We start from the raw sequence: 21,543 nt of genomic DNA on the forward strand, positions 1-21,543 counted from the left end.
AACGCGGCGACAAGAACCTCACCTTCCAGGGCGCGGCGGCCAAGTGCTTCGCGTCGGACGTGGCGATGGAGGTCACGGTCGACGCGGTCCAGCTCCTGGGCGGCTACGGCTACACCCGCGACTACCCGGTCGAGCGCATGATGCGCGACGCGAAGATCACCCAGATCTACGAGGGCACGAACCAGGTCCAGCGCATCGTCATAGCCCGGAACCTCCCTTAGACGCAGAGGACTTCACCATGGAAACCATCTCCCGTCTCGGTGTCGTCGGCTGTGGCCTGATGGGCTCCGGTATCGCCGAAGTCGCCGCACGCGGTGGCCTCGACGTTCTCGTCGCGGAGACCACTCCTGAAGCCGCCGTCGCCGGCAGGCGCCGTATTACCGGCTCTCTCGACCGCGGAGTCCGGCGCGGAAAACTCACCGAGGAGCTACGCGACCTCGCCCTGGCCCGGCTCTCGTTCACCCACGACCTCGGGGACATGGCGGACCGTCAGTTCGTCATCGAGGCCGTCGCCGAGAACCGGGACATCAAGACCAACGTCATCCGGACCCTGGACAAGGTCGTCGCCGATCCGGACGCGGTCCTGGCCACCAATACCTCTTCGTTGCCCATCGTCGATCTCTCCGTCGCCACCGAGCGCCCCGGGCAGGTCATCGGGATGCACTTCTTCAATCCCGTTCCGGTCCAGCAGCTGGTCGAGCTGATCCCCGCGCTCACCACGAGTGCGGACACTCTGGACCGTACGCGTCGCTTCGCGACCGAGCAGCTCGGCAAGGTGACCGTCCAGGCCCCGGACCGCTCGGGCTTCGTGGTCAACGCCCTGCTGGTGCCGTATCTGCTCGCCGCGGTGCGGATGGTCGCGGCCGGTTCGGCGAGCGCCGAGGACATCGACCGCGGGATGGAGCTCGGTTGCGCGCACCCCATGGGGCCGCTGCGGCTGCTGGATCTCGTCGGCCTGGACACCGTCGAGTCCATCGCCGACACGCTGTACGAGGAGTACAAGGAGCCGCTGTACGCGCCTCCCGCGCTCTTGCGCCGCATGGTCGCTGCCGGGCATTTGGGGCGCAAGAGCGGTCGTGGGTTCTACGGGTACGCGAGCTGATCCATCGGTGATTCGGGCAGGAGCTGTTCGGCCCAGAGACGCTTGCCGGTGATGGTGTAGCTGGCACTCACCGAAGTCCGGACAGCACCTGCGCTGCCGTGTTCGCCATGCCGAGAGCGTTCGGGTGGATGGGCGCCGCGTCCTGGACGTCCAGGAGGCCCTCGACCCAGCGGGTGCCGGCCGCTTGGCAGAGATCGTGGCCGACGCCGGAGCTGTACGTGTCGACGAACTCGGCGCCGTTGGCGGCGGCTTGGGCGGAGAGCAGTTGGTTCAGCCGCTGTTCGATGCCGTTCAGGTACGGCACGTCGCCGGTCGCGACGGGAACGTCCACCGCGCACTTCGACTTGGTGTCGGGCAGCAGATCCGGGTAGCCGACGACGGCCACCCGTGCCTGCGGGGAGCGCTGGTGGATCCCCTGGATCACGGCTCCGACCTTCGGCGCGGTCTCGTTGAGCTTTTGGAGAATCTGGTCGGTGCCGCCGCTGTCGTAGTTCTTCTCGCAGGGTGCGCCCGTGGGGTCGGAAAAGCTGAGCACGACGCAGGTGACGACAATTCCTGCGAATCCGGCGTCATTCCCGCCGATCGTGAGCGTGACCAGTCCCGTATCGGACGTCAACGCGTCGAATTGCGGCGCGATGCCGAGCTGGCGGCCCGTCATGTCGTTCGTCACCGCGCCGCTGCAACTGACGTCCATGAAGGCCGTGGGGGCGGCCGCCCGGGCCACCAGCGAAGGGTAGTTGTGGTCGGAACGGGCGCATATCCCCGAGTCGTCGACCGTCTGCGGGATGCCGGGCCCGGCCACGTAGGAATCACCCAGTGCGACATAGGCACCGACGGTCGGCGTGGCCGCCGCGGGCCCGGACGCGGCGACCGAGAGGGCCACGACAATTCCGGTGGCGGCAGCGGTCCGTAATCGTAAGGGCGTTTTCAGGCGCACAACTCATCTCCTTCGATGAAGTTGTGCGGGATGTTTCTACCGCCCGGTAACCATGTCAATGACGACGTCGGAATTATTGCTCCGCGCACAAAGACAGCAGACGCTTTTATACGTCCGGTGCTGCCGAGGCCGCCTGGTGTGAGAACCGCCGCGCGACCTCGCGGCGGTCGACCTTCCCCGAGGCCGTCAGTGGCAGCTTGTCGTAGACGGTCCAGCGCTCGGGGACGGCGTAGTCGGGGAGCCGCTGTGCGAGGTGGTCGCGGGCCGCGCGCTCGTCGAAGAGAGTGTCCGGGCGGGGCTCGACGGCCGCGGCCACCCGCTGTTGCAGGACCGGGTCGTCGATACCGAACACCACCACCTGACCGACGTCGGGACGCTGGGCGATGCACGACTCGACGAAGGACGGCAGGATCTTCTCGCCGCCCCGGTTGATCACGTCGTCGACCCGCCCGGTGAGCCACAGCAGGCCCTCGTCGTCGAGATAGCCGAGGTCTCCGGTGCGGAGCCACTCACCCTTGAACTTCTTTTCGGTGAGCCCGGGTTGACGCCAGTAGCCGGTCATCCGGGTGGGACCGGACACCCACACCTCGCCGGTCACCCCCGGGGACTGCCGACGGCCCTGCCCGTCCACGACCTTGAGTTGTACGCGTGGCGCCGGCAGGCCGACCGACTCGCCCTTGGACGCGACGAGTTCGTGCGGCAGGAAACTGACGATCGAGGTGAACTCACTCAGCCCGTAGGCGTGGGTGAGTCGCAAGTGCGGCCATCGGCCGAGGAGTTCATCGATCCACGCCGCGGGCATCGGGCTGCCGCCGAAGAAGAGTTTCGAGGCGGGGCCGTAGATGTGCTCGGCCTCCTCGGACATCATGAGCATGCGCAGGATGCTCGGGACCGCGGCGAGGAAGGTGACCGGGCGTTCCCGCAGTTCGGCGATCGCGTCGGCCGTACGGTACTTCGTCAGCAGATGGGTGCAGCCGCCGACGAGGAGCATGTGCCCGAACTGGTCGTTGAATCCCGTGTTGTGGAAGATCGGTACGAGGACCAGCGTGCTGTCGTCCTGGGTGCTCCCGTGGAACTCGGCGACCGCGAGGGCGCCCTTGAACAGGGCCTCGTGACTCAGCATCGCGCCCTTGGGGACGCCCGTCGTCCCGGACGTGAAGCTGATGAGGGCGAGGTCACCGGGGCTCGGCGCGTCCGGAAGGGCAGGGGCCGCAGGCTCGGCCGACTCGTCGGCCCGGCGGAGCAGCTCGCCGAGCTCGATCACCTCACGGTCCGACTGCGCGCTGCCCCGCACGAGTTCGGCGGTGGAGGCGTCGTGGAGGACGGCCTTCGCCTCGACCAGTTCGCACTGGTCGCTCAACTGCCCTGGGTTCAGGCGGTTGTTGGCCGGGGCCACGATGACGCCCAGGCGCAGGCACGCGAGGTACGCCACGACCCAGGCCACGCTGTTCCGGCCGATGAGGACGACCCGGTCGCCCTTGCCCACGCCGCGCGCCGCCAGTGTTACGGCGACGCGGTCGACGCCGGTGTCCAGTTCGGCGTAGGTGAGCTGCTCTGCCCCATGGCGCAGGGCCACTCGGTCCGGACTCTCGCGTGCCCAGCCGCGCAAGGCCGCCGGCAGCGTCCGCACCGGCTCGCTCCGATTCTCTGTCTGCATGATGGCGGCAACCTTTGAACTAGGCCGCGGGCGTGGGCTGCACGCGCGTGATGCGGGAGCCCTCGCCGGCGAGGGACACAAGGATGTCTTCGTACAGCGGCAGTGCGACGTCCCAGCGCAGTGCCTCGGGTCCCCAGGCGCCCGGCAGGGCACCATGGTCCAGGAGCACGACCGCCGCCACGGCGGCGCCGAGTCCGGTGGTACGCGACATCGGGGCGTCGTCGGTGATCGCGAGGGAGCCGAGGACCTCCTGGCCCGCCAGGGCCTGGACGAGGACCGCCGAGGAGGCGCTGGGCTGCTTCTCGGGCTTGCGGTTGTAGCGGGCCCACATCAGCTTCCACAGGAACTCGGCGGGCTCCACCTGCGTGCCGTCGATGTCGACCGTGACGTCGGTGTGGCCGAAGCCGATCCGGCCGAGCGTTGAGAAGGCGGCGTTGGCCCAGGCGGGCCGCAGCGTGCCCTTGCAGCTCGCGTACGTCAGCTGCGGGTAGTGCCGGGACAGCGTGACCGGTTCGGGGTGGGCGGTGTCGTAGGCCTCGATGACACCGTGCGGCTCGGGGAACGCGTACGACGCGGCGGTCGACGGTACGAAGCCGGCCGACTGCTCCCACTTCCCCTCCCGGTAGACGGGGCAGGTGCTCACGGCCATGTGCAGCATGTGCCGCAGCGGGGCGAGACCGCCCGGGTCGCTCTCGTGGACGAGCCAGACGACCTGGACGCCGTCGGCGGTGGGGTGGGCGTCCAGCAGGCGGCTGGCCATCCAGTTGGAGACGCCGGGGGAGAGGCCCGCACCGGTGATGAGAGGCAGACCCGCTTTCTTCGCCTCGTCGTCCAGGGCCAGGATGGCCTCGGTACCCTCGACGTCGTCGCAGATGTCGACGTAGGCGGCGCCGGCGGCCAGCGCGGCGCGCGCCACGGCGTCGGAACCGGCGAAGAAGGGGCCCGTGAGGTTGACGACGGCGTCGACTCCCGTCAGGTCCACCTCGCCCTTCGACACGTCGGCGATCCGCCCGGTCACCCGCTCCGGTGCCAGCGATTCCGCGTGCCTGACCGCTTCCTCGGACCGGTCCAGGGCCACGAACTGTGTGTCGGGGAGCCGGTCGAGCAGGATGCCGAGAGCGCTGCGGCCCATCTGTCCCAGCCCGACCACCGCGACGGTGCGGGTCATGTGTGTCTCCTTCGATTTCGATGCAGTGGATGTCCGTGCCGGTGCGGCTGTGTGTCGGCTGCTCGTTACGCGAGAGCGCCGGGGGTGACGTAGTTGTGCATCGGCAGCGCCCGGTACCGGAGCGGGGGCAGTTGGTCCGGGGTCACGAAGCCGGCCGGGGCGTTGATGACGTCCGGGACGCGGTTCACCCACTGCGTACAGGTCGTCGTGTAGCTGGGCACCGGGCCGTTGTCGAGATAGAGGTCGGGCTCGCCCTTGACGACCCACCTGTTCATGTCGCTCTCGCCCTCACCGAAGACATAGCCCGACATCTCGAAGGTGAAGGTGGGCCCCTCGACAGTGGTCATCACGTCGATGTCCGCGTAGCCGATCACCGTCCCCTTGGAGAGGGTTACGCCGATGCTGTTGGAGTACCGGTCCTCGTCCGCGACGACGGGGCTGATCTCGGTCTTCCACTCCTTGGGAGTCAGGCCGGTGGCCTGCGCCAGTGCCGAGAGCAGGTTGCCGCCGAAGGTCGGCGGGCGGTGTTCGGACGCCATGGACTCCTGGAACTGCTCCAGGGTCTCTCCGACGTGTTTGCTCTGGATGATGGCGGCGCCGTATTCGTCGGCGTTCCAAGTGGCCTTTCCGTAGACCGAGTTGATGCGGTGCGCGCTGCCCAGGAGGGCGCTGACCTGGTGGAGCCAGAAGGAGTCCTGGTGGCCGGAGCCGGTGATCGTCACACCGTTCCGCTTGGCCAGCGCGTCCAGTTCGGCGGCGATGCCGGGGGAGGAGGACCAGGGATAGAGGGATTCCTCGGAAATCGTCACCACGTTCGCGCCGCTGCGGACGCACAGCGCCAACTGGTCCTTGATCTCCGGCAGGAAGCTCTGCGTCGCGTGCAGGACGACATCCGGCCTGCGGGTGGCCAGCACCTGTTCCGCGTCCGCCTCGATCGGGACGTTGAGCCGGCCGATTCCGGCGAACTCCCCGAGATCGCGGCCGACTTTATCGGGATTCCGCGCGATGGCGCCGACGATCTCGACGCCCTTCTCGGTCATGAGCCTGGTCGCCAGGGCACCCATGGCGCCGGCGCCGTACACGACCGCTCGAATTCTCCGCATGCCGAACTCCTTGGGAATACCGGGTATTTCAGGGGGACATCAAAGGGATTCAGTGCGCGAGACGCACGAGCATCTTTCCGAGGTTGGCACCCCGGAAGACATCGAGAAGTGCGTCCACGGCGTTTTCGAGACCGTCTACGTAGGTCTCCTGATATGTCAGCCGGCCGTTCGCCAGCCATTCGGCGGCCCGTGCCTGGAATTCCCCGGCCAGGTCGTCGTTGTCGTACACGATGAATCCCTGGAGCTTCAGCCGTCGCACGATGGCGAGTCCCAGATTGCGCGGCCCGTGGATCGCGCTGTCGTCGTTGTACGACGCGATGGAGCCGCACAGGGCGAGCCGGCCGAAGTCCCGCATGTGGGTGAGCGCGCCTTCGAGGTGCTTGCCGCCGACGTTGTCGAAGTAGACGTCGATGCCCTGCGGGGCGTGCCGGGCGAGTTGTTCGGCGACCGGTCCGTCGTGGTAGTCGAAGGCGGCGTCGAAGCCGAGTTCGTCCAGGAGGTAGCGGACCTTCGCCGGGGATCCCGCCGAGCCGATGACCCTCGCTGCACCTAGGTTCTGGGCGATCTGGCCGACCGCGCTGCCCACCGCGCCCGCGGCCCCGGAGACGAAGACGATGTCGCCCGGCTCCAGTTCGGCGACACGCACCAGGCCCGTGTACGCGGTGAGGCCGGTCATGCCCAGCACCCCGAGGTAGGCCGAAGCGGGCGCGCGGCCGGTGTCGATCGACGTGGCCCGTACGGCATCGACCACGGCGTGCTCGCGCCAGCCGTAGTCGTGGACGACCATGTCGCCCACCGTGAACGCGTCGTCGGAGGACTTGATCACCTCACCGACGGCCCCGCCCTCAAGGGGCGCGTCGACCGCGAAGGGCGGGACGTAGGACTTGCCCGCGTTCATCCGGCCCCGCATGTACGGGTCGACCGACATGACGGTGTTGCGGACGAGGAGCTGCCCGGGGCCGGGATCCGGCAGTTCGGTCTCGACCAGGCGGAAGTCGTCGTGGGTGGGCCAGCCGGCCGGCCGGGAGGCCAGCTGGATCTCACGGGTCACGAAGGTCATCCGGCCCTCCCGAGGACCTCATGGGTGACGGCCAGCGACCGGTCACCGAGCCCGGCGGCCTGCGCCGCCCGGAGGTTCGCGAGGAATCCGGCGCCGATGTGGGCGGGCTGCCCGATCGCGCGGGTGGTGTCGGTGATCAGGGCCATCGCCGCCTCGTAGGTGTCGACGGTGGCCTGATCGGTCTCGTAGGCACCGGACATGATCTGTTCCGCGCCCTCCCGGATCTCCGTACGGAGCAGATCGAGCCACCGCAGCGCGTGTACGGCGAGCCGGTCCGCCGGAACACCGTGGTGGGAGGCGTAGGCGCTCGCCTCGTAGAAGGCACCGAGGGCGGTGCAGAAGAAACTGCCCGTGGCGGCGGTGTCGATGACATTCGCCTCGTGGATGGCCTCCGAGGTGTGGACCGTTCCCGCACCCATCGCGGCGAGGACGTCGCGGTACCTGTGCCAGGCGGCCTCGGGGCCGGAGACCAGGATGTCCGCCGTGGTGCCGACGTCCTTGGGGTACGCCAGAACCGCCCCGTCCAGATAGGTCATGCCCGTGGACGCGAAGGCCTTCTCCATGTCCGCCGCCGCGGCGGCATCCCCGGTGGTGAGGTTGAGGAACACCGTTCCGGCAGCCGCGCATCCCGGGGCCACCGACGTCACGACCTCCTCGACCGCCCGGTAGTCGGACAGCACGGCGACCGTCACTTCTCCCCAGGCAACGGCCTCACTCGGCGTCCATACCGTCCGGGCGCCCTGGTCCGCGAGTGCCACGCACTTGGCCGGGGTGCGGTTCCACACGGCCACGTCGTGTCCGGCGTCGAGGAATGCCTTCGCCACCGCCGATCCCATGAGGCCCATGCCGAGCACGCTCACCCGTGTCGCGGTCACAGCGCGATCCAGGTCGTCTTCAGGGCGGTGAACTTCTCCAGCCCGTGCACGCTCTTGTCCGCGCCGTGGCCGGACAGCTTGCGCCCGCCGAACGGGACCGAATAGTCGCCCTCCTCGAAGCAGTTGACCCAGACGAGACCGGCCTCGATGGCCCGCGACATCCGGTGGGCGCGGCTCAGATCCCCGGTCCACACCGACGAACCCAGGCCGTAGTCCGAGTTGTTGGCGATCGCGACGGCCTCGGCCTCGTCGGAGAAGGTGAGGACGGAGAGGACCGGCCCGAAGATCTCGTGCTGGGCGAGTCGGTCGTCGGGCCGGACGTCGACGAACACCGCCGGTTCGACGTACCAGCCGGGCTGGTCGAGTGGCTGGTCGGAGCCCAGGGCGAGCTTGGCGGAGGTCTCCGCTCCCTTGGTGATCTCGGCCAGTACGTCGTCACGGTGGCGCCTGCTCGCCAGCGGGCCGAACTGCGTGGCCGGGTCCAGCGGGTCGCCGATGCGGAGAGCCTTGAGGTGCTCGACCACGCCCGCGACGACCTCGTCCCGTACCGACTCGTGGACGATGAGCCGGGACCCGGCCGTACACATCTGACCGGAGTTGAATGCGATCGCCCAGGCGGCCGTCCTGATCGCCTCGGCCATGTCGGGGGCGTCCGGGAAGATGATGTTCGGCGACTTGCCGCCGAGCTCCAGCCAGACCGGCTTGGCGTTGGACTCGCCCGCGTAGGTGAGGAGTTGCTTGCCCACGTCGGTGGAGCCGGTGAAGGTCAGCGTGGCGATGTCCGGGTGCCGGCCGAGGGCGGCGCCGGTGACCGGGCCGCTGCCGGTGACGACCTGGAGCACTCCGGCCGGAACGCCCGCCTGGTGGGCGAGTTCCGCCGCGCGGAGCATCGACAGGGGCGACTGGCTGGCCGGCTTCAGCACGACGCTGTTCCCGGCGATCAGGGCCGCGGGCACCTTGAACGTCGACAGGGTCATGGGGAAGTTCCACGGGGTGATGGCCGCGATCACCCCGAGGGGTTCGCGGGTCACCAGCGCCAGAGAGTTCTCCCGGCCGCGCGGCGACTCGTCCATGACCTTGTCGGCGAGTTCCCCGTACCAGCGGATGAGGCCGATGACCGTGCGCATCTCGACGGCCCAGGCGTCGGTGACCGGCTTGCCCATCTCCAGTGCTATGAGGAGGGCGAGTTCGTCGCGGTGCTCCTCCAGCAGGTCTGCCCAGCGGATCAACACCTCGCCCCGTTCACGGGGTTGGAGGCGTGACCAGTCGCCGCGGAGGAAGGCCTTGCGCGCGCTCTTGACGACAGCGTCTATGTCGGCCTCGTCGGCGGCCGGAAGGTGTGCGACGACCCGGCCGTCACGCGGCGCCGTGAGAGGAGTGGTCGCCCCACTGCGGGCACCTGCCCATGCGCCGTCCACCCACATTCCCTCGGGAATGCGCAGGGAGCCGAGCAGGGCGAGCCATTCGTCCTTCGTCGTGGGTGCGGGCTTGTGTGTGCTGCTCATGGGTATCGCTTTCCTCTCGACGAGCTCAACGGGCCGTGACGGGACCGGGGTTGGGGTGTGTGCCGGATGCGGCTGCCGTCAGCCAACCGAAGGCGGGGTCGGTGGTCTCCTGCCATTCGGGATGCCACTGGATGCCCAGGACGGGCAGGCCCGGCAGTTCGATCGACTCCACGACACCGTCGGACGCCCGTCCCGAGACGACCAGCCCGCTGCCAAGGGCGTCCACCGCCTGGTGGTGCCAGGAGTTGACCCGCGCGCTCCCGCCGTACACCGACGCGGCCAGCGAGCCGGGCGTGAACGTCACCACGTGGTCGGGCTCGCCGTCGGTCAGGGCCGCGTTCGGTGAGTAGTGCTCCACCACGCTCGGCGGGAGGTCGGCCACGAGGCGGCCGCCGAGCGCCACGTTGAGGAGTTGGTGCCCCCGGCAGACCCCGAGCACCGGAACGCCGCGGTCGATCGCGGCGCCGATCAGCGCCGCCTCGTACGCGTCGCGCTCGACGTCGTGGGCCATGGTGGCGCAGCGAGGGTCGGCGTCGGCAGGCACCGCGCTCTCGTCCCCGCCCCAGCGACCGGGGTGGACGTCCTGGCCACCTGTGATGATCAGGCCGTCGAGACGCTCCACCGCTTCCGCGCTGCCCGCCTCGAACGGCAGATGGACGGGGATGCCACCGGCTTCGGCGACACCGCGCGCGTAGTCGGAGAAGAACGAGTCGTAGTGACGCCCGGCGAACCTCTTGTCCATGCCGTGGACCAGGCTCGCGCTCAGCCGGCGTCCGGTGATGCCCACCAGCGGTCGCATCAGATCTCCCCGATGTCGGCGACCACCCGGGTCGCGCTGCCCGAACTCAGCGTCGCGAAGCCGCTGTTGATGTCGCGCAGGGTGACGCGCTCGGAGACCATCTCGTCGAGCAGCAGCCGTCCCTGCAGATAGAGGTCGACGTACCGGGGCACGTCCACCTTGAACTGGTTCGATCCCATGAAGGAGCCCTGGAGCCGCTTCTCCTGGAGATAGAGCTCCGAGCCCTTGATGGCGATGGGCACGGTGTCCGGCACCATGCCCACGACCGTGGCGAGGCCGCCGGGTCCGAGCATCGAGAACGCCTGCCCCGCCGTGACACTGTTTCCCACGGCTTCGAAACTGAAGTCGGCGCCGCCGCGCGTGAGTTCGCGCACCGCCTCGACCGGATCCACGTCTCGCCCGTTCACGGTGTGGGTCGCGCCGAACCGCTCCGCCGCCTTCAGTTTCTCCGGGACGATGTCCACGGCGATGACCTGGGCGGCGCCGGCGATCTTCGCGCCCTGGATGGCGGCCATGCCGATGCCACCGGTGCCGATGACCACGACGCTGGTTCCCGGCTGGACCCGCGCACTGCGGAAGACCGCGCCGAGTCCGGTGGTCACCGCGCAGCCCAGAATGCTCGCGGTGGCCAGGGGCATGTCCCGGGGGATGGCCACGAGGGCGTTCTGGTGGACAACCATGGCCTGGGCGAAGGCCCCGATCCCCGCCGTCGGACGAACCGGGTGGCCCGCCGCGTTGTGCAGGCGTGGCCGGGGCCGGTCGTGCGACAGCCCGTTGCGGTTCTCGCACAGCGTCAACTGGCCGTTGGTGCAGTACCGGCACCGCCCGCAGAACACGGACAGGCAGGTCACGACGTAGTCGCCCGTACGCAGCCCGATGACGTTGGAGCCGATGGCCTCGACGACTCCGGAGGCCTCGTGGCCCAGGAGGATCGGTGGCTCGGTCTCGAAGGTCCCGTCGATCTCGTGCAGATCCGAGTGGCACAGACCCGCGTTGACGACCCGGACGAGCACCTCGTCGGGTCCGGGGTCGTCCAGCTGGAGTTGCTCGATCTCCAGTGCTCCGGGTGCGGTGTTGAGGACCGCCGCCTCGATCGTCGCCCCCATCACGGCAGCTCGAAGTAGCGGTTGGACTCCCACTCGGTGAGGCCCGCGTCGGGGTCCCCGCCCGTGGTGTGAAACTGCAGCCATTCCCACTGCCTGGTGCCGAGCCAGTAGTCCACGAGTTCCTGGCCCAGCACACCGGTCAGGAGCGTGTCGGCCCGCAGGGCCTCGGCGGCCTTGCTGATGGTGTTCGGGATCTTCGGCATCCCCGGCGGAAGGCACCAGGCCATGTCGTCGAACGGCTCGGGCGGCTCGATCTTGCCGTCGAGCCCGGCCACTCCGCCCGCCAGTACCGCGGCCAGCACCAGATAGATGTTGGCGTCGGCGCCGGGGGTCCGGTACTCCAGGCGCGAGTACTTCGGGTGGCCCACGACGGCGCGTACCGCCGTGCTCTTGTTGGCCACGCCCCAGGCGACCGTCGTCGGCGGTCCTTCCAGCTCCTGGAGGCGGCGGTACGACGTGATCGCGGGCAACGCGAACGAGGTCGCCGGCGCCAGGGTGGCCATGACACCGCCCAGGAAGTGGGTCATCACCTGCGACGGGCCGAACTCGTCGTAGAAGGCGTTCTCGCCGTCCCGCTCCAGCGAGACATTGATGTGCGAGGCCTGTCCGTACTCGTCGCACCACTTCGCCATGAACGTCACACAGCGGCCCTGCTCGAAGGCGACCTCCCGCATGACCTGACGGATACGTGCCCAGTAGTCCGCGGCCGTCACCGGATCGGCCGGGGCGACGTTGAACTCGATCTGCCCCGAGGCGGCTTCGTCGCCCCAGGCCTCCCACGGGATGTGCAGTTCCTCCAGCCGGCGGGCGACCGCCAGCATGTAGTCCTCCCAGTCCTTGGACTTGGCGAGGTGATAGGCCGAACCGGCGTTCCCTCCCAGCGGGGTGAGGTCGCGGTAGCCCTTGCTCCGTGCCTCCTGGATCGACTCCTCGAAGACGGTGGCCTCGATCTCCACCGCGACCTTCGCGTCGTAGCCCCGATCGGCGAGCAGCTTGGTCATCCGCTGCAGGGCGTTGCGCGGACACGCCGAGACCGGATCGCCGTCCGGGGCCCAGAATCCGCCGATGACCGAGGCCCTTCCCGGTGACCACTCGACGAGTGTCGACAGATCGGCGTGCAGAAAGATGTCGGCCAGGTCGCCCCGCCAGGAAGGCATGGCGAACCCGAACTGCGGTGCGTTGCCCAGATCGAGCCCGAACGCCACGTCGGCGAAGGCGAATCCGGACTTGAGTCCGGACGCGAACTTCCGCGGCGAGACGTTCTTGCCGATGAACGCGCCTTCGAGGTTCGTCCCCTCGATCCGGATGCTCTCGATGCGGTGTTCAGCGAGCCAGCTTTCGATGTTCTCAGGCATGGAACCTCACCTTCAGCGAAGCGCCCGCCATGACGGACAACTGGGTCATGGTGCCGCGGACGGCGAGAGAGCCCGTGTAGACCTCGTCGAGGAACACGTCGGTCCCCGACAGCACACGGGCGAGCTTCTCGGCCTCACCGCACAGGACGTACCGCGGCAGACCGCCGCCGAGGACCAACTCCTCCTCCTCGCATACGACGACCAACTCCCGGGGCATTCCGGGGTCCTGGGAGGTCAGCTCCCAGAAACGCACGGCCGCGTTCCGCCAGTGGGGCAGGGGCGGTCGTAGGACGCGCAGTACGTCGGCCACGAGCGGTGCGTCGGGCTCGGCACCGGTGACCGACTCGACGGCGAAACGGTCGGCCAGGTCCACGGTGAGGACGAGGTCCGCATCGGACGCGCTGCCATGACCGACCCACACCCGGCCCTCTCCGAACCGGATCGTGACCGACTGCGGGTCGTCCTTCGACCTGACGACGACCGTCTCCCGGAGAGACGCCAGCAGACGACGGGACTCCGGGTCGCGGGTGCCGGCCCGCAGCGTGCGGCCGACCGTCAGCACGAGCGGGGTCGGATCGTCCTCAAGTACCACCGAAACAGCGGGGTCGGTCATGGCCGACTCTCCAATCGTGTCGCTCTCTTGGTGCCTGTTGCCGGCGAGAGGAGTCAGAACTTGAGGTAGTCGGCGAGCTCGGTGTAGTCGACCTGCCACAGGCCCGGGGAGCCCGTCGGGTACTGGGAGCGGAAGCCGAGGAGACGCTGCACGTGCTCGGGCAGCGACCGGGCGAGCTCGCGGTCGACGATGAAGGGGTAGGCCTCTTCGGGGGTGAGGAACCCGGGCTGGAGAGCGAACGCGACACCACGGCGGTAACAGTCGGTGGTGCGGTTGGCGCCGCCGCCGTGGGAGACCTTGCCGTTGATGAACAGGACGTCACCGGCCTGCATTTCGGCCGGAATGGTCATCTCGGGGGTGCCGCGGTCCTCGTAGTCGGGCCAGTGGTTGCTGCCGGGGATGACGCGGGTGGCGCCGTTCTCCTCGGTGAAGTCGGTCAGCGCGATCAGGAAGTTGATCATGACCATCGGGCCGGCCGGACCCATCCCGACGAACGGGTAGTTGTTCTCCAGGTCCCGGTGGAGCGGCTGCGCCTTGTTCCCGGGCCCGATCTCGATGACCTGGGCCGTCGTCATCCAGTACGAGCCGGACTCCTCGTTGAAGATGGCGTCGGCGAGGGGCTTGACCAGCTCGTGATCGACGATCTCCTCGCGGAACGTCTTGCTCAGGGTGACGAGGTTGGTCAGCCGCTTGGTGTTCGTCCCGTGGAAGTCGGCGATGCCCTCCATGTCGTTCTTCGTGCCGGGGCTCAGCGCCTGCATCGCGGGCTCGACCTCGGCGTTGAACCGGCTGACCTGGTCGGGGGTGAGGAACTGCTTGATGATCACGCCGCCGTCGTCGGCCACGATCGCGAGGATTTCCTCGATCGGGGTGCTGTTCGGCACCGACCGCAGTGTGACGTTCGTGGTGGTAGCACTCATTGCTGATCATCCCTTTTCGAGCCGAGATGGGTGTGTGTTCGACAGATGCGACGTGGAGGTGCGGGCACCGGCCGACCAGGCGTTGCCGCCCTGTCGGGACGGATCCGGAGCCCTCTGGTGGGGGCTCTGATCAAATGACCGGATCAGATGACCAGAATGATTCACGGCCCTGGACGTGTCAATGGCTCGCTGCGATTCGCCGAAGGCCGTCCGTACGGGAGGTGAAGTCCGCAGGTTCTGGTGGAGGTTTCGGGCGCATTGCGAATGCCTCACGGTCTGGCGGAAGGCCACGTCGGCGGGCTCTGGAGATGGGCTCTGGCGAACACGACACAGGGGCTGCTACGGCGACGAGGCCGCTCGGTGATCTCGTTCTGAGGCTGTGCGGTGAGCTCGGTGGGCAGGACGATCGTCCGGGACGCCCCTGCGCCGCTGCCCCGCCGTGATCAGTCGCTGAAGCAGATCGCGCAGCTTCCTGGCGGTGACGGTGCCGTCAGCGCGCGCCGGGCGGAGCGCATTCTGGGGCCGCGGGTGTGTGCAGCTGGTTCAGTGAGAGGCTCTCGTACCGAAGCTGCCCGACTGCCTTGCGCAGGCGGGCGGTCCGCTTCACGAACCCGACGCGAAGGTCTCCGTCGTCCAGTCTCCGAGGAGCCGGATCGTCCGCTCCGCCCGCTCCTCGTGGAGATAGTGGCCGGTTCCGGCCCAGTGATCCACACGGGAGCCCGGCACGTGCAGGGTGGTGCGCTCCCAGGCCGCGGCTTCCTCGGACGTCCACACGGTCAGCGCGGGCTGCGGGCGTCGCCGCAAGTACTCCTCGCTGTCCGGGCGGACACCGACCGCGCCCGGGTCGGTGTACATGCCCGCGTACGCCTGGGCGACGACGTGGTCCGGCGTGCCGAGCATGGTGCGGACATGGGCCGTGCGCAGCCCGGCCGGGGCATCCCGTGCGAAGGCCCGGGCCACGAAGGAGGCCGCCGCGCGGGCGCCGTGGGCCTGATACTCGGCCAGGCGGCCGGGAATTCCGTCGACCTCGGTTCCGTGTGCGCCGTGCGCCGGGTCGAGGGCGACGACCGACCGTACGGCCTGCGGATGGCGGACGGCGAGCAGGTTGACCACTTGGCCGCCCATGGAGTGTCCGACGGCGACCACGGGTCCGGCGCCGAGGGCGGCGACGAGAGCGGCGAGGTCGTCGGCCATCTCCACAGGGGTGTTGCCGTCCTGCGGTACCTCGGAGCGACCGTGGCCGCGAAGATCGGGGACGATGACGCGGAACGGTCCGGCCAACTCCTCGGCGTGCCGCGACCATTCCCTCCCGTCGCCGCCCCAGCCGTGCACCAGGACCAGCGGGGGAGCGGCGGCCGGGCCGAGATCGGTGCAGAAGAGTCGGATGCGGCCCAAGTCCTTCACTGGTGGTTCTCCCGGTAAGTGAGTGGCCTGAGCGACATCGGTGTGGGTACACAGGGGGACCGTCACACAAGTGGTGCCGGTCGGTCCGACCGGGACTACTTGAGGCTGCCCATCAGGATTCCGCTGCGCCAGTACTTCTGGAGCGCGAACATGAAGATCGCCAGCGGAATGATCGACAGCAGGGAACCGGAGAGGACGAGTGTGTTCATGTTTCGGGCGGTCTGTGCCTGCTGCACCCAAGAGAAGAGTCCCAGGGTGACGGGGAAGGTGCGCTCGCCGTTGAGCATGAACAGGGGCAGGAAGAAGTTGTTCCAGATGTTGATGAAGTCGAGCATGAAGATCGTGACTCCACCGGTGCGCATGAGGTTCAGCGCGATCGAGAAGAAGATCCGTGTCTCGCCGGCCCCGTCGATCCGGGCAGCTTCCATCAGCTCGGTGGGCACGGAGCTGTCGGCGTAGACCTTGCCGAGGTAGACGCCGAACGGGTTGATGAAGTACGGGATCAGCACGGCCCAGATCGTGTTCGTGAGCCCGATGTCGGAGAAGACGAGGTAGAGCGGGAACGCGAGCAGAGTGCTCGGCAGCAGCGACGCGCCGACGATGACCGCGAACAAGGCGCCCCGGCCCCGGAATCCGAACTTCGAGATGCCGTACCCGGCGGCGAGCGAGATGAAGGTGGAGCCGGCCGCGCCGACGGTGGAGTAGAGGACGGAATTGCCGATCCAGCGCCCGAACACGCCGTCGTGGTAGTTCCAGATCGCCTGGAGGTTGTCGACGAAGTGGTTGCCGGAGAACCAGAGGCCGAAGGTGGAGTACAGGTCGGTCTGGTTCTTGGTGGACGACACCAGCAGGAACCACGTGGGCGCGATCGAGTACAGCAGGAAGACGATCAGCAGTCCGGTGGTCAGGGCCATCGCACCACGGGTGGGACGTACCCCGCCGCCGGAGGCACCGGCGACCTTGCTCGGGCGGACCGCCCGGGAGGGGCTGCTCATGACATCTTCCTGTTCGTGACGCGGTAGAAGACGAGGGCGAGGATGCCGGTGACCACGGCCAGGACCAGCGACTCGGCGGCCGCGTACTGGTAGTTGCCGGTCTTGAACGCCTTGTCGAAGATCTCCATCATCGGCGTGAAGTCGGTGCTGATGGACTCGGGCGCCACGTACCTCAGCAATAGTGGCTCGGCGAACAACTGCAGCCGGCCGATCAGCGAGAACATGCCGGTCAGCACCAGGATGCCGGTGATGTTGGGCACTTTGACGGACCAGGCAATCCGCCACTCGCGGGCCCCGTCGAGCCGGGCCGCCTCGTACAGCTCGCGGGGCAGCGCCTGCAGCGACGCGGAGATCAGGATCATGTTGAAACCGATGCCCTGCCAGGTCAGCAGATTGCCCAGCGACAGATAGGTGTTGAGGCCGCCGAACAACGAGAGATGCACCCCCGCACGGCCGGCGACATCGACGATCGGGCTGATCGTCGGGCTGTAGAGGAACAGCCACATCAAGGTGGACACGACACTCGGCACGACGTACGGGATGAGGAGTCCGGCCCGGAAGAGCCGCACCGCCCGCGCCGCCACCCCGTCGAGGAGCAGCGCCAGCAGCAGGGAGATCCCCAGCATGACGGCGATCTGCACGAGCCCGAAGAGCAGCGTGCGCAGCATGCTCGACCAGAAGGCGCCGTCGGACAGGATCGCCGAGTAGTTGGAGAAGCCGGTGTAGACGACCTTGGTCGGGCCGAAGCCGAGGCCGCTGCTCTTCTTCTCGTGCAGGCTCTGGCCGAAGGCGTAGGCGATCGGCAGGACATAGGTGAACAGGAAGCCCACGAGGAAGGGCAGGGCGAAAAGGACGCCCTTGTAGGCTCCCTTCCTTCCGCTCAGGCGGCGGGAGGTCCGCCGGCGGACCGGGGAGTCGGCGGCGACTCGGGGCGGTCGCGTCAGGGTGGACACGGATGTCTCCAGGTGAGGTGCGTGCGGGTGTCGAAGCGGTGCGCGGGGCCGGTCAGCTGCCCGCGACGGCCTTGACGCCCTTGTTCTTCAGGTCGGCGAGGACCCAGTCCTGAAGGTGCGTCAGCATCGCCTTGACGGTGAGTTGCTTCTTCATGACCTTGCCCCACTGCTTCTGCATCTCGGAGTACATGGCGGCGTAGTCCGGGCCGTACTGCCACTGGCCGCCCACGCGCGAGGCGGCCGTGGTGATCACGTTCGCGCTGTCCGACTTCCCGTTGAACATGTCGGTCGGGATGATCTTGTCGACGTACGGGGAGACGTCGTCGACCGCGGGGAAGAGACCGGACTTGGACGCGGGGTCGGTGAGCGCGGTCAGCGACTCCTTGCTGCTGGACAGCCAGGCCGCGAACTGTGCCGCGCGGTCCGGGTACTTGCAGCCCTTCAGTACGGCCGTCACGTCGAAGTTGCTGGAGGTCTGCGGGTGCGCGGTGTCGAAGAGCGGGGCGTCCGCGAGCTGCCACTTGCCCTTGGACTTGGGGAAGTTGGTGTCGTAGATCGGCAACTGCCAGGTGGACGTGGTCATCAGGATGGTGCTGCCGAGGTCCCAGGTCTTGAAGACGCCCGGATCGGCGTACGAGGCGTTCGAGGCAAGGTCGTTGTCGACCAGCTCCTGGACGATGTCGCCCGCCTTCAGTGCCTCGGGCGAGGTGAAGGCGATGGCCCAGTGGTCGCCGTCCACCTTGTACCACTGGGCGTTGGCCTGCCAGGACAGGTCGACCAGGGTGCTCGGGTCCTCGCCCGCCATGTTGAAGATCTTGACGTTCTTGTCCTTCTTCTGCACCGCCTTGCCCGCCGCGATCAGGTCGTCCCAGGTCCTGGGAGCCGAGATGCCGTACTTCTGGAACAGGTCGGCGCGGTAGGCGGTGAACAGCGGGGAGGAGCCGGTGGGGATGCCGTACGCGGCACCGCCGGGACTGACGGAGTTCCAGGCCGGGGTGGTGTAGCTCGCCTTGTACTTCGCGGCGATCTTCGTGATGTCGGTGAGCAGGCCGTCGGCGGCGAAGTTCGCCAGGTTCATCCCGTCCATCTTGGAAAGGCAGGGGGCGTCGCCGGAGGTCACCGCGGCGCGGAGCTTCTGGTAGACCGTGTCGCCGGCCGCGTTGACGAACTTGATCTGGGTCTCGGGGTGTTCCTTGTTCCAGACCTTGGTCTGGGCCTCGATCCCCTCGGTCCAGCTCCAGAACTCCAGACTCACCTTGCCCTGGGTGCCGGTCTCGGCGGCGGAGTCGGAGTCGCTGCCGCCGGAGCAGGCGGCAAGGACGAGGGACAGCGAGAGGGCGGCGGCCGCGCCGGTGACGGATCTCGTGCGGAAAGTACTCATCAGGTCCTCCGGGGAAGGACGGGACAGCGCTGCGATGAGGGGACGGCGCGGTCGGCTCAGGGGAGGGAAAGGGCTACGGTCCGACATGATTCGGTAACCGTTTACCGTGGGACCGTAGGGCTCGGAGAGGGCTGACCACAAGAGGCGGGAACGCGTGTGTTTCGCCGATCTCTCCTACTGGCTCCTCCGTATGAGCTTTGACCTGGTTATTTGTCGAACCTGTCGAATCCGGCGAGCAGTTGTCGAGCTCCGGGCAGTCGACGACAGCGCGGCAGGGCCCGTTGACCTGTCGACGATTTCATCAGTAGCGTGGAATACGTTTTCTTCTTGATTCCACTCCACCTCAGGCCGAAGCGGGAGCTCCATGCCCATGCCACCGTTGCCACGCGCCCTGTTCGCCATGGACCCGGTGCACCTTCCCGAACTGTTCCCGCCCCGGCTGATGGCCCGGCTCCAGGACGTGGCACAGATCGATCCCACGCTGGTCGTACGGGACTTCACCGATCCGGAAGCGGTACGCGCGATGGCCGAGGCGGAGATCCTGATCACCGGCTGGGGCTGTCCGCACATCGGCGCGGACGCGCTCGCCGCCGCACCCCGGTTGCGGACCGTCCTGCACGCCGCGGGCAGTGTGCGCGGTCTGCTCGGTGACGCGGTCTGGGAGCGCGGCATCGCCGTCTCCAGCGCGGTACGGGCCAACGCGCTTCCGGTCGCCGAATACACCCTCGCGGCGATCCTGTTCGCCGGGAAGGGCGCCTTCGGCCTGCGCGAACGCTTCCGGACCGAGCACGTCTACCCGGCGCCGGGAGACCACGGGCCGATCGGCAACCTCGGCCGGCGCATCGGGATCATCGGGGCGTCCAGAGTCGGCAGACGGCTCCTGGAACTGCTGCGCCCCTTCGACCTGACGGTCGCGCTCTACGACCCGTACGTGGACGATGCCGAGGCCGCCCGTCTGGGTGTCGTACGCCTGCCGCTCGACGAGTTGATGCGCACCAGCGACATCGTCAGCCTGCACGCCCCCGACATTCCCGAGACCTACCGGATGCTCGACCGGGCGAAGCTCGCGCTGATCCCGGACGGCGGCGTGCTCATCAACACCTCGCGCGGCGCTCTCGTCGACCCTTTGGCACTCACCGACGAACTGGTCAGCGGCCGGATCGGTGCGGTGCTCGACGTCACCGAACCCGAGCCGCTGCCCGCCGACTCCCCGCTGTACCGGCTGCCGAACGTGTTCCTGACGCCGCACATCGCCGGATCGCTCGGCAATGAACTGGAGCGCCTGGGCCGTACAGTGGTCGACGAGCTGGAACGCCTCGCCGCGGGCGACGATCCCACCCACCGGGTTGTGCGCTCGGACCTCGTCAGAAGTGCCTGAGGCCGGCCTCCCTTCGGACTGATCTCAGGACGCGAAAACGTTTACCGCCGGGATGGCGGCGGTTCTCGTCGTCCCCCGCTTCAAGCGGCTTCCGATGCAGTAGCGTCGAGCTGTGACGGATCAGGAAACCGGAGCTCGTACGACGAGCCCTCGAACCGGGAACGGCAAGCGTCCAAGTGGTAACGCCGTTCAGGGCAAGCCCAGCACGATCCGAGACGTCGCCGCGCGGGCCGGTGTGTCCGTAGCAACCGTTTCCCGGGCCCTGGCCGGCAACTACCCGGTCTCGGAGGAGACCCGGGCCCGCGTCATGAAGGCGGTCGAGTCACTTCACTACGTCGTGAACGTCCATGCCAAGGCGCTGTCCGGCCGGGTCGCGGGCCCCGTCGCACTGGTCATCCAGGACATCACCGGCCCGTCGCTCGCTCATGTCGCCGCCGGAGTCGAGCAGGAGGCAGCCGACCGAGGCAAGTTGAGCCTCGTCTGTGTCACCCACGGTGACACGGATCGCGAGGACGACCTGGTGCAGCTCATGCGAGAGCAGCACGCGGCGGCAGTGGTCCTCGTGGGCGGAGCGGTTCCGGGCGAGGCCTATCACCGGCGCATGGCGCGGTACGCCATCGCCCTGGACGCCGTCGGATCCCGGCTGGTGCTGTGCGGGCGCCCGCCGCTGCCCGAGGGGCTGCCGGTCACGGTGGTGGAGTACGACAACAAAGGGGGCGCTTTCCAGGCCGCCGACCATCTGCTCACGGCGGGCCACCGGCGCATCCTCTTCCTCGGCGGCGAGCCGCTGCAGAGCAGTTCCGAGGAGCGCCGGGCCGGCTATCGCCAAGCTCTGCGGGCCCATGACGTGCCGTATGCCGAGGAGTTGGACAGCTCGGGTCTGTACACCCGCGTCTCGGGCTATCGGCGGACCCGGGACGCCCTGCGCTCCGGACTGGACTTCACGGCGGTTTTCGCCGGCACCGACATGGTGGCCGTCGGCGTGCTCGCCGCCCTCCGCGAGGCCGGTCTGGACGTCCCCGGTGATGTGTCGCTCGTCGGATTCGACGACGTGCCCTTCGCCGGCGACCTGTCCCCGGCGCTCACCACGGTCCGGGTGCCGTACGAGGAAGTGGGCCGTACCGCCGTACGTCTGGCACTGGGAAGCGAGGAGCGTCTCGCCGGGGACGACCACGTGGTGCTGAGCACTCAGCTGGTCATCCGTCAGTCCGTGGGCCGGATGCCGTGAGTGC

At 68.4% G+C, this 21,543-nt stretch carries 20 protein-coding genes; 4 read left to right on the top strand and 16 right to left on the bottom strand.

Going from position 1 to position 21,543, the window contains the following annotated elements; translation table 11 throughout:
• Positions 1 to 221 (top strand): acyl-CoA dehydrogenase family protein (locus tag SPR02S_RS55175; RefSeq protein ID WP_019055915.1); only part of this gene is annotated, 221 nt, incomplete at its 5' end.
• A 17-nt stretch (positions 222 to 238) separates the two neighbouring features.
• A complete protein-coding gene (locus SPR02S_RS05430) occupies positions 239 to 1,102 on the top strand; it encodes a 3-hydroxybutyryl-CoA dehydrogenase (RefSeq protein ID WP_019055916.1) in 864 nt (287 codons plus the stop codon).
• 67 nt (positions 1,103 to 1,169) lie between these two features.
• Here the strand turns inward: SPR02S_RS05430 and SPR02S_RS05440 are convergent, their stop codons facing one another.
• From SPR02S_RS05440 to SPR02S_RS05515, 16 genes are all read right to left on the bottom strand, one after another.
• Positions 1,170 to 1,985 (bottom strand): SGNH/GDSL hydrolase family protein, encoded by an 816-nt coding sequence (locus SPR02S_RS05440; RefSeq protein WP_019055918.1) that lies wholly within the window; start codon positions 1,983 to 1,985, stop codon positions 1,170 to 1,172.
• Between the two features lie 160 nt (positions 1,986 to 2,145).
• A complete protein-coding gene (locus SPR02S_RS05445) occupies positions 2,146 to 3,696 on the bottom strand; it encodes a class I adenylate-forming enzyme family protein (protein WP_043258094.1) in 1,551 nt (516 codons plus the stop codon).
• A 19-nt stretch (positions 3,697 to 3,715) separates the two neighbouring features.
• The gene (locus SPR02S_RS05450) at positions 3,716 to 4,864 is read right to left on the bottom strand and encodes a saccharopine dehydrogenase family protein (protein WP_019055920.1); all 1,149 of its coding nucleotides are present in this window, start codon (positions 4,862 to 4,864) and stop codon (positions 3,716 to 3,718) included.
• A 65-nt stretch (positions 4,865 to 4,929) separates the two neighbouring features.
• Entirely contained in the window at positions 4,930 to 5,967 is a 1,038-nt protein-coding gene (locus tag SPR02S_RS05455) for an NAD(P)H-dependent amine dehydrogenase family protein (RefSeq protein ID WP_043258095.1), read from the bottom strand.
• 49 nt (positions 5,968 to 6,016) lie between these two features.
• Complete coding sequence (locus SPR02S_RS05460; RefSeq protein ID WP_019055922.1) at positions 6,017 to 7,027, bottom strand: NADP-dependent oxidoreductase; 1,011 nt, start codon at positions 7,025 to 7,027, stop codon at positions 6,017 to 6,019.
• Complete coding sequence (locus SPR02S_RS05465) at positions 7,024 to 7,914, bottom strand: NAD(P)-dependent oxidoreductase (protein ID WP_245607501.1); 891 nt, start codon at positions 7,912 to 7,914, stop codon at positions 7,024 to 7,026. The genes SPR02S_RS05460 and SPR02S_RS05465 overlap by 4 nt, the downstream gene beginning before the upstream one ends.
• The gene (locus SPR02S_RS05470; protein ID WP_019055924.1) at positions 7,899 to 9,407 is read right to left on the bottom strand and encodes an aldehyde dehydrogenase family protein; all 1,509 of its coding nucleotides are present in this window, start codon (positions 9,405 to 9,407) and stop codon (positions 7,899 to 7,901) included. Before SPR02S_RS05470 ends, SPR02S_RS05465 begins: the two co-directional genes overlap by 16 nt.
• 25 nt (positions 9,408 to 9,432) lie before the next feature.
• A complete protein-coding gene (locus tag SPR02S_RS05475; protein WP_019055925.1) occupies positions 9,433 to 10,206 on the bottom strand; it encodes a gamma-glutamyl-gamma-aminobutyrate hydrolase family protein in 774 nt (257 codons plus the stop codon).
• A complete protein-coding gene (locus tag SPR02S_RS05480; RefSeq protein ID WP_019055926.1) occupies positions 10,206 to 11,312 on the bottom strand; it encodes a Zn-dependent alcohol dehydrogenase in 1,107 nt (368 codons plus the stop codon). Before SPR02S_RS05480 ends, SPR02S_RS05475 begins: the two co-directional genes overlap by 1 nt.
• Positions 11,312 to 12,667 carry a glutamine synthetase family protein gene (locus SPR02S_RS05485; RefSeq protein ID WP_019055927.1) on the bottom strand — a complete coding sequence of 452 codons (1,356 nt, stop codon included), beginning with the start codon at positions 12,665 to 12,667 and terminating at the stop codon, positions 11,312 to 11,314. The genes SPR02S_RS05480 and SPR02S_RS05485 overlap by 1 nt, the downstream gene beginning before the upstream one ends.
• Complete coding sequence (locus SPR02S_RS05490) at positions 12,660 to 13,280, bottom strand: SCP2 sterol-binding domain-containing protein (RefSeq protein ID WP_019055928.1); 621 nt, start codon at positions 13,278 to 13,280, stop codon at positions 12,660 to 12,662. The genes SPR02S_RS05485 and SPR02S_RS05490 overlap by 8 nt, the downstream gene beginning before the upstream one ends.
• A gap of 53 nt (positions 13,281 to 13,333) precedes the next feature.
• A complete protein-coding gene (locus SPR02S_RS05495; protein ID WP_019055929.1) occupies positions 13,334 to 14,200 on the bottom strand; it encodes a phytanoyl-CoA dioxygenase family protein in 867 nt (288 codons plus the stop codon).
• A 603-nt stretch (positions 14,201 to 14,803) separates the two neighbouring features.
• Positions 14,804 to 15,604: an alpha/beta fold hydrolase gene (locus SPR02S_RS05500; RefSeq protein WP_019055930.1), complete on the bottom strand. Its 801-nt coding sequence runs from the start codon at positions 15,602 to 15,604 to the stop codon at positions 14,804 to 14,806.
• A gap of 95 nt (positions 15,605 to 15,699) precedes the next feature.
• Positions 15,700 to 16,599 (bottom strand): carbohydrate ABC transporter permease, encoded by a 900-nt coding sequence (locus SPR02S_RS05505; protein ID WP_019055931.1) that lies wholly within the window; start codon positions 16,597 to 16,599, stop codon positions 15,700 to 15,702.
• A complete protein-coding gene (locus SPR02S_RS05510) occupies positions 16,596 to 17,552 on the bottom strand; it encodes a carbohydrate ABC transporter permease (protein ID WP_019055932.1) in 957 nt (318 codons plus the stop codon). Before SPR02S_RS05510 ends, SPR02S_RS05505 begins: the two co-directional genes overlap by 4 nt.
• A 52-nt stretch (positions 17,553 to 17,604) precedes the next feature.
• A complete protein-coding gene (locus SPR02S_RS05515; protein WP_019055933.1) occupies positions 17,605 to 18,933 on the bottom strand; it encodes an ABC transporter substrate-binding protein in 1,329 nt (442 codons plus the stop codon).
• Positions 18,934 to 19,297: 364 nt separating this feature from the next.
• Here SPR02S_RS05515 and SPR02S_RS05520 point away from each other — a divergent pair, with 364 nt between their 5' ends.
• Positions 19,298 to 20,311 carry a hydroxyacid dehydrogenase gene (locus tag SPR02S_RS05520; protein ID WP_026150249.1) on the top strand — a complete coding sequence of 338 codons (1,014 nt, stop codon included), beginning with the start codon at positions 19,298 to 19,300 and terminating at the stop codon, positions 20,309 to 20,311.
• A gap of 112 nt (positions 20,312 to 20,423) precedes the next feature.
• A complete protein-coding gene (locus tag SPR02S_RS05525; RefSeq protein ID WP_078622820.1) occupies positions 20,424 to 21,539 on the top strand; it encodes a LacI family DNA-binding transcriptional regulator in 1,116 nt (371 codons plus the stop codon).
• Positions 21,540 to 21,543 lie beyond the last annotated feature (4 nt).

This window comes from Streptomyces prunicolor NBRC 13075, assembly GCF_000367365.1.
GTDB lineage: Bacteria > Actinomycetota > Actinomycetes > Streptomycetales > Streptomycetaceae > Streptomyces > Streptomyces prunicolor.